This window comes from Methylobacterium sp. WL116, assembly GCF_008039455.1.
In the GTDB taxonomy this organism is placed as follows: Bacteria; Pseudomonadota; Alphaproteobacteria; order Rhizobiales; family Beijerinckiaceae; genus Methylobacterium.
The window spans coordinates 1-7,401 of the sequence record NZ_VRUV01000219.1; the positions used below are offsets into that span (position 1 = coordinate 1).

Consider the following 7,401-nt stretch of genomic DNA (forward strand, 5'->3'; position numbering starts at 1 on the left):
CTTGAGCCTCATGGTCGGCGATAAACGATGAAGGGGCCCGATCGGGCCCCTTCATCGTTCAAGCTGCGGCCGCCATTGGCCTGGTTTTACTCCGCCACAGCGGCCTGGAATTGGTCCGCCCTTTACAACGCCGCTTGCGTTCGTCGAGTCCGAGTAGACCGAGCACGTCGATGCAGTCATCGATGCGTGGTCCTGAACCGTTAACGTGCCGGCCGAACTTGGGTCGAGTGCCAGGACGCAAAGTCGCGTCTTACCCACGACGGACGCCTGCGCATGAACGCTGATTGTGGCGGTCGGTTTGCCGAGGAACTTGCCGAAGATCAGCGTCACCGTTTCCTGGGTTTGCGCGGAGACGCTGGTGCCATCGGCACCGACGCTGACCTGGACGGAGAAAGGCGTCCCGCTTACGGGCTGGGCGTCGGAGCGGATCTTCTGCTCGGTGACAGCTGTGACGGAGCCGCCGTTCGCTGCGGCGAGCTTCAGGGTGTTACCGCCCAAGATCACGCCGGCGTCGGTCGCCGACTGAAGTTGAACCTTCCGGTTTGCGAGGCGGGCAAAATCGATACCGCCGCCTGCGAGACCGAGCAGCACCACGGCGGTGAGACTGAAGATGACGGCGACGCCGCCGCGATGGTCGGCCTTGAACGCTTGGCCACGCGCGATGACGCTCCAGCCAGCAGCTCGGACACGACGAAAATCCATTCGGCCTCGACGTGGCATGCAATCCGATCCCGCGCCCAGGGAGGTCCGGCGCAGCAACTAGACTGCTGGATATGAAAGCCTTGCTAAGGGATGGTCAGAAATCCCAACCAGCATCTTATTCTTCAATACATCGTGACCAGCCCTGCTGCTTAATTAAAACTTAACCGCATAAGATCAAAAATGTAAACCCGCGAATTGCGACCCCAATGAAGATCGCGCCCTCAAAGCGCGTATTGATGCATAAGACACTTCGAGAAAATCGGCCACTTCATGTCTTTGGCCTGCGTCTTGATGTCTCTCTCGTCGCCAGCATTTGGTTGCTCGGCCGGAGACAAGACTGAAGATATTATTTACGGTTGCAACCAGTTCATCAAATTTGCCCGTAAAGGCTACTCACGGAACGATGCAGATACGATGCGGCATCTCGGCGAGTGTCTAGGAGCAGTTCGGACGATGCTTGCGACGGAGATCGCAGGTGACTTCATCTGTCCGTCGAACGAGGTCAAACTAATTCATGCTGTGACGGCCTTCTCACTGTACGTCATCCAGCATCCCAGCGAGCTGACAGCTTTTTACGTCGTGCCGATGCGACAGGCCTTCCGGGCCGCCTATCCATGCCCCGGACGAAACCCGTAGAACGCTCCTCCTGATCGACCCGTCAAGGCTGTCTGCCATTGCTGGGCCTACGGACCAGTTCGCGCGCGAGATGTCTACTTCGGGACGAAGAGCCAGCGTCCGCTTACCACCCCTAGCCGAAGTTGCCGGGCAGCCGAGCAATGACCGCTTATGGGAAGCGCCCATGCCGATCCAGGCGGCCGGGTTGGGTCGGGACCCGCCCGTCCGCTCGACGACCGAGTTGGGTCGACATCGGCCGGACCGCTCTACGGCCAGGATGGGTGAATTGTCACCGGTCTGCTTTCGGGAAGAGGCCAGTAGATCAGACGTCGTCGACCATAGATTTGGCAATTCGAGCGTCCCAGCCAGCCATCGCGATATCGGCGACCGCGTCCAACTCTTCCCAGCTCGCGCCATCACGGGCCAGGATCGACATGCCGTTCTGAACGGTCTGCACGAAGCGGGAAAGAGCGCGTACGTTGGTGGAGACCGGGAACTCGCCCTCACCCATAGCCCTCTCCAGGCACGCCTGCAGGCTCTCCAGCGTACCGGCGCGTGCCGAGCGCACGAGATCGCCGAGTTCGGCGTGGCCCTCATTCCCGACCGAGGACAGTGTCACCATGCAGCCGCGCGGAATGTCGGTGACCGAGCCCGTCAAGGCCGCTGCAGAGTCCTTCAGAAAAGCCTCGACGGCCTCACGGGCCGTCCTCGCCGTCCGGAACCGCCCCCATACGAGCGCCTCGTAGGTGTGGACGTAGTGGCTTAGCGCCTCGGCATAGAGCGCTTCCTTCGAACCAAAGGCGGCGTAGAGGCTCGGCGATCCGATCCCCATCGCCTCCGTAAGTTCGGTGATGGATGTTGCTTCGTAGCCTTTGCACCAGAACAGACGTGTCGCCTGGGCAAGCGCCGCCTCACGGTCGAACGCACGTGGGCGCCCACGACCTCGAACCTGGTGCGCTCCGGGGGGCTCTGGTCTCTGATCCGGTTTCTGCATCGTTCGATATATAAATACCTTGACCCCAATCGCCAACTCTCCTAGCCATTTCTGTGTCGAACGATACAGAAAGGTCCGGCAATGCAGGAACTGGTTGGGAAGCGTGCCCTCGTCACGGGTGCCTCGCGCGGAATAGGTGCTGCCATCGCGGTCGCGCTCGCCGAGAAGGGCGCTGACGTGGCGATCACCTACGAGCGTTCGGCAGACCGTGCCGCGGAAGTGGTAAAATCGATCGAAAGCAAGGGCCGCAGGGCGGCTGCCATCCAGGCGGATTTTGCAGACCCTTCGGCGGTCAAACGGGCGGTGGCGGAAGCCGTCCAGGCGCTCGGGGGCTTGGACATTCTCGTCAACAATGCTGGGATCGCGCTCTACTCGACGTTTGCGGAGGTCAGCGTCGAGACGATCGATGCCCTGTTCGACGTCAACGTGCGGGGCCCCCTACTCGCGGCGCAGGCCGCCATTCCTCATCTCCCCGCAGGTGGGCGCATCGTGACGATCGGCTCCGCGGGTGCCGAACGCATCGTCGGCGACGCGGGTGCGATCTACTTCATGACGAAATCCGCCCTGCACTCCTTCACGCGCGGCCTGGCGCGCGAACTTGGATCGCGCGACATCACGGTCAATCTGGTCCAACCCGGGTCCACCGATACCGACATGAACCCGGCAAACGGCGAGTTCTCCGACTTTCAGCGTAGCCTCAGTCCGCTCGGCCGGTATGGAACGCCAGAGGACGTCGCCGCCGCCGTCACCTTCCTGGCGAGTCCTTCAGCCCGGCATGTCACCGGGGCCATCCTAAATGTGGACGGTGGACAGACGACGTAAGCGCGGGATTTCGGTGTAGCGCTGAGGTGGAGTGTCGTCGGTGTCGATTGCCCCACCTCATCGACCAACGACCTGGCAACAACGACCGCTTTCGGAATGTCCGGACAATTCTCTGCACGGCTCGTATGGGTCGGGACCCGCCGGTCTGCTCTACGATTGGCTTGAGGTCGAGATGGTTCGCTTCGGAGATGCAAACCGGCCGAAGCGGACAGGTTGAAACTGCGATTGAGGGCCTAGATCTGTCGCATCCCACCGTCGACGCACAGTTCGGCTCCTGCGACAAAGCTCGCCTCGTCGCTCAGAAGGAACAGCGTGGCCGCCGCCACCTCCTCAGGACGCGCCATGCGTCCCAGCGGGATCGGTACGATCAGTGCAGCTCGCTGTTCCTCAGGTACGCTCGCCATCATGGCGGTGTCAGTCGGGCCGGGGGCCACCACGTTCACGCGGATGCCCTGCGGGGCCAGTTCCGCTGTCCATGTGCGCGCGTAGGAGCGCAGCGCCGCCTTCGTCGCGCAGTAGGTCCCGTAGGGCGTGATGCCTGCGGCGTCGGCGATCGACCCCATTAGCACGACTGACCCACCCCGCTCCATCGCACTCAGCGCCGCTTGTAACCCGAGGACGGCCCCACGGACGTTGACCGCAAAGTGCCGGTCGAAATGCTCGGGCGTCGCGTCGCGCAGGGTCGCAGGTTCCGAAATGCCCGCGTTGAGGACCAGCGCGTCGATCCGGCCATGCGTTTCTCGTACCGTCGCCACGACGCGCTGCAAATCCTCCTGTAGGGCTGCGTCCGCAACAAGACCACGCGCACCCCGCCCGATCCTCGCGGCTGCTGCCTCGACCTCATCGGCGCGCCGCCCGGTGAGACGACCGACGCGCCCTCGACCGCCAGCCGCTCGGCGACCGCGAGGCCGATGCCCTTCGCCCCGCCGACCACGAGCGCAACCTTGTCCACCATGCGAGCCATCGCGGCATCCCTTCATCTGCAACGGCACATGAGATACACGGCATATATCTGCTATCAAGAACGCACTTAGGTTAGCCTAGATATGGACGATGATACTGATCTCGATGTCCTGTCCGCGTGCGCTCTCGCTGATATGGCACGGGTCCGCCCAGTCCTGGACAAGATCGCCGATAAGTGGACAATCCTGATCCTCACGGTGCTCTGTCCGCGGCCGGCACGATTCAACGTGATCAAGCGGCGGCTCGATGGCATCACCCACAAGGCGCTGGCGGACGCACTTAAGCGGCTGGAGCGCAACGGCATGGTGACCCGGACGGTGCTACCGACCGCGCCCATCGGCGTCGAGTATGCGATCACCCCGCTTGGCCATTCACTGCGTCAACCCTTCGAGGCGCTCTGCGCGTGGGCACTCGACAACGGTGCGGCGATCGAGGCGGCCAACCACGAGCATGACAGCCTCAAAACGAAGACGTGAGAACGCGTCCCCTTTCGGTTCGCCGGATGTTGAGCCGCTACGTCTTATCAGGGTCGGTAGCCGAATGGCCGCTTGGGGTGGAGAGCAGTCTAGCTGCTTTTGAGCAGTGATGCCACGAAAACGGACCTCAGCTCGCGCCGAGAAAATCGACGGCTTTGGCCCATCTTGGGCGTTCGGTGATCAAGAACACGGTCAGGTCCCTTTAGGATCGACGTCGGGACTTTTTCATGCTTGCCAAAGGGAATTAGATTTAAGTGTCCAGCTCCTCGACTTCAGCGTCGAGAGGTTTCGAAACCGGCAAGGCAGGTGTGCGACTCATCCGACCGTAGGTCCCTGCTTTCCCGAAGCATCCGGCAAGCGGAACTCTCTGGAACTTGCAAAGGGGGCGAAAGCTCCTCACAAGTCGGTTGCCCCAGCGGTCCATCGTTTGTCGAGATACGCCTTCAGGCGCTCGGCCGTCGGTCCTGACGAGGCCGGGTTCTGGCCGGTGATCAGCAGCCCGTCCCCGACTACGTACGGCTCCCAGTCGCCGGCCTTGGAGAACACACCGCCCGCCCGCTTGAGCTCGTCCTCGACGAGGAAGGGGACGATGGCGGTCAGGCCCACGGCCTCCTCCTCGGTGTTCGTGAAGCCGGTGACGGCCTTGCCCGCGACGAGCGGATTGCCGTCGGGCGCCTTGGCGTGGCGCAGCACGCCGGGGGCGTGGCAGACGAGGGCGACCGGCTTGCCGGCCCGGAGCGTCGTCTCGATCAGCCGGATCGAGGCGGGGTCCTCGGCCAGATCCCATAAGGGGCCATGCCCGCCGGGATAGAACACCGCGTCGAAGCCCTCGTGGGTGACGCCGTCGAGGCGCCCTGTGTTCGACAAGGCGGCGCTGGCTTCGCCGTCCGCCTCGAAGCGTCGGGTCAGGTCGGTCTGGGCGTCCGGCTCGCTGCTCTTGGGATCGAGCGGCGGGCGGCCGCCCGCGGGCGAGACCAGCACCACCTCCGCACCGGCATCCCTGAACACGTAGTAGGGCGCGGCCAACTCCTCCAGCCAGAAGCCGGTCTTGCGCCCGGTGTCGCCGAGCCGGTCGTGCGAGGTCAGCACCATCAGGGTCTTCATCGTCGGTCTCCGGGGTCGGTCTGAGGTCTCTCGTTCTGGATGCCGTCACCGACTTTGACGCTGATCAAGCGCAGAATCGGCATCGACGACGGGTCGTCAGGGACGCTGCGGGACCGCGCCCCCGCCTTCGTAGGCCTCGAGCTCTTCCCGTAGATAGGATGCCGTGCGACTCGCCCGCGCCTGGGCGACCACTTCGGGACGGCCGGCCGCGACGACAATGCCACCCAGGTTTCCGGCACCGGGCCCCACGTCGATGACGTGATCGGCCCCCGCGACGACGCGCATGTCGTGCTCGACCATGACGACCGTGTTGCCCGCATCGACCAGGCCGTTGAGCTGGAGCATCAGGCGATCCACGTCGGTCGGGTGCAGCCCGGTCGTCGGCTCGTCGAGGACGTAGAGCGTGCCGCCGCGCTGGCCCCGCTGCAGCTCGGTGGCGAGCTTGATGCGCTGGGCCTCGCCGCCGGAAAGTTCGGTCGCCGGCTGGCCGAGGCGCAGGTAGCCGAGGCCGAGATCGCGCAGCACGGTGAACGGGCGTAGCACGGATGGCTCGTCCGCGAAGGCAGCGCAGGCGCGTTCGACGGTGAGCCCGAGCACGTCCGCGATCGTCAGCCCGTTCCACGTCACCTCCAGGGTCGCGGGCGCATAGCGGGAACCGTGGCAGGTCGGGCAGGGGGCGTAGACGCTCGGCATGAACAGAAGTTCGACGCTGACGAACCCCTCGCCCTCGCAGGCCGAGCAGCGGCCCTTAGCGACGTTGAAGGAGAAGCGGCCGGCGTCGTAGCGGCGGCGCCGCGCCTCGGGGGTGGCGGCGAACAGCTTGCGGACGGCGTCGAATAGGCCGGTATAGGTCGCGAGGTTCGAGCGGGGCGTGCGCCCGATCGGCTTCTGGTCGACCTGGACCAAACGCCGGACCCCTTCCAGGCCGCCGACGATGCGCCCTTCCGTCGGGCCCGGCGCGTCGTCGAGGGGATCCTCCGGCTCGTCGTCGGTCTCGACGGGCCGTCCGAGGCGGTCGCCGACGAGTTCCAGCAGGGCTTGGCTCACGAGGCTCGACTTGCCGGAGCCGGAGATGCCGGTCACGGCGGTGAGGCATCCGAGCGGGAACGCGGCCGAGACCCCGCGCAGGTTGTTGCGGACGATCCCCTCCAGGCGCAGCCAGCCCGAGGGCTCGCGCCGCGGACGCCGCGGCGGCTTGACCAACCCGAACAGGTGCAGGCGCGTGCGCGACGCCTCCACATCGCGAAGACCTTCCGGCGGCCCGCTGTAGAGCACGGTGCCGCCGTGCTCGCCCGCCGCCGGGCCGACATCGACCAGCCAGTCGGCGCGGCGCATCGTGCCGATGTCGTGCTCGACGACGAACAGCGAATTGCCCGCGGCGAGCAGGCCCGCCAGCGCTTCGTGCATGGCGTCGCCGTCGGCGGGGTGCAGCCCGGCCGTGGGCTCGTCGAGCACGTAGGCCACGCCGAAGAGCTGCGAACGGAGCTGGGTGGCGAGGCGCAGGCGCTGCAGCTCGCCCGAGGACAGGGTCGTGGTGACCCGGTCCAGCGACAGGTAGCTGAGACCCAGCTCCGCCAGCGTCCCGATCCGATCGACCAGGTCGGCGGCGAGGCGCTGGGCGGCGAGGCGCTTCTCGATGGAGAGGTTCGGCGTCGCGCACGCGCCTGCACCTGTTCGGGTTGGTCAAGCCGCCGCGGCGTCCGCGGCGCGAGCCCTCGGGCTGGC

6 protein-coding genes and 2 pseudogenes are annotated in these 7,401 nt (G+C 65.2%); 3 read left to right on the top strand and 5 right to left on the bottom strand.

All coding sequences use genetic code 11. The features are described from left to right. Window positions 1–51: 51 nt before the first annotated feature. Window positions 52–702, bottom strand: a complete 651-nt coding sequence (locus FV223_RS15885; RefSeq protein WP_187276156.1) for a pilus assembly protein TadG-related protein — start codon at window positions 700–702, stop codon at window positions 52–54. Between the two features lie 270 nt (window positions 703–972). Between FV223_RS15885 and FV223_RS31275 the strand changes: the two genes are divergently transcribed. After that, on the top strand, window positions 973–1,338 hold the full coding sequence (locus FV223_RS31275; RefSeq protein WP_147727947.1) for a hypothetical protein: 366 nt from the start codon (window positions 973–975) through the stop codon (window positions 1,336–1,338). A gap of 301 nt (window positions 1,339–1,639) precedes the next feature. On the opposite strand, the gene FV223_RS15895 is transcribed toward FV223_RS31275, so the two are convergent. Beyond that, window positions 1,640–2,311, bottom strand: a complete 672-nt coding sequence (locus FV223_RS15895; protein WP_147727948.1) for a TetR/AcrR family transcriptional regulator — start codon at window positions 2,309–2,311, stop codon at window positions 1,640–1,642. A gap of 81 nt (window positions 2,312–2,392) precedes the next feature. Between FV223_RS15895 and FV223_RS15900 the strand changes: the two genes are divergently transcribed. Then, window positions 2,393–3,133 carry a 3-oxoacyl-ACP reductase family protein gene (locus FV223_RS15900; RefSeq protein WP_147727949.1) on the top strand — a complete coding sequence of 247 codons (741 nt, stop codon included), beginning with the start codon at window positions 2,393–2,395 and terminating at the stop codon, window positions 3,131–3,133. Window positions 3,134–3,366: 233 nt separating this feature from the next. Here FV223_RS15900 and FV223_RS15905 read toward each other — a convergent pair. Continuing rightward, window positions 3,367–4,097, bottom strand: a pseudogene (locus FV223_RS15905) (SDR family oxidoreductase). Window positions 4,098–4,179: 82 nt separating this feature from the next. Between FV223_RS15905 and FV223_RS15910 the strand changes: the two are divergent. Continuing rightward, window positions 4,180–4,572: a helix-turn-helix domain-containing protein gene (locus tag FV223_RS15910; protein ID WP_147727950.1), complete on the top strand. Its 393-nt coding sequence runs from the start codon at window positions 4,180–4,182 to the stop codon at window positions 4,570–4,572. A 396-nt stretch (window positions 4,573–4,968) separates the two neighbouring features. Here FV223_RS15910 and FV223_RS15915 read toward each other — a convergent pair whose 3' ends face one another. Further along, the gene (locus FV223_RS15915) at window positions 4,969–5,676 is read right to left on the bottom strand and encodes a type 1 glutamine amidotransferase domain-containing protein (protein ID WP_147727951.1); all 708 of its coding nucleotides are present in this window, start codon (window positions 5,674–5,676) and stop codon (window positions 4,969–4,971) included. Window positions 5,677–5,772: 96 nt separating this feature from the next. Then, window positions 5,773–7,329, bottom strand: a pseudogene (locus tag FV223_RS15920) (excinuclease ABC subunit A); the annotation flags it as partial. Window positions 7,330–7,401 lie beyond the last annotated feature (72 nt).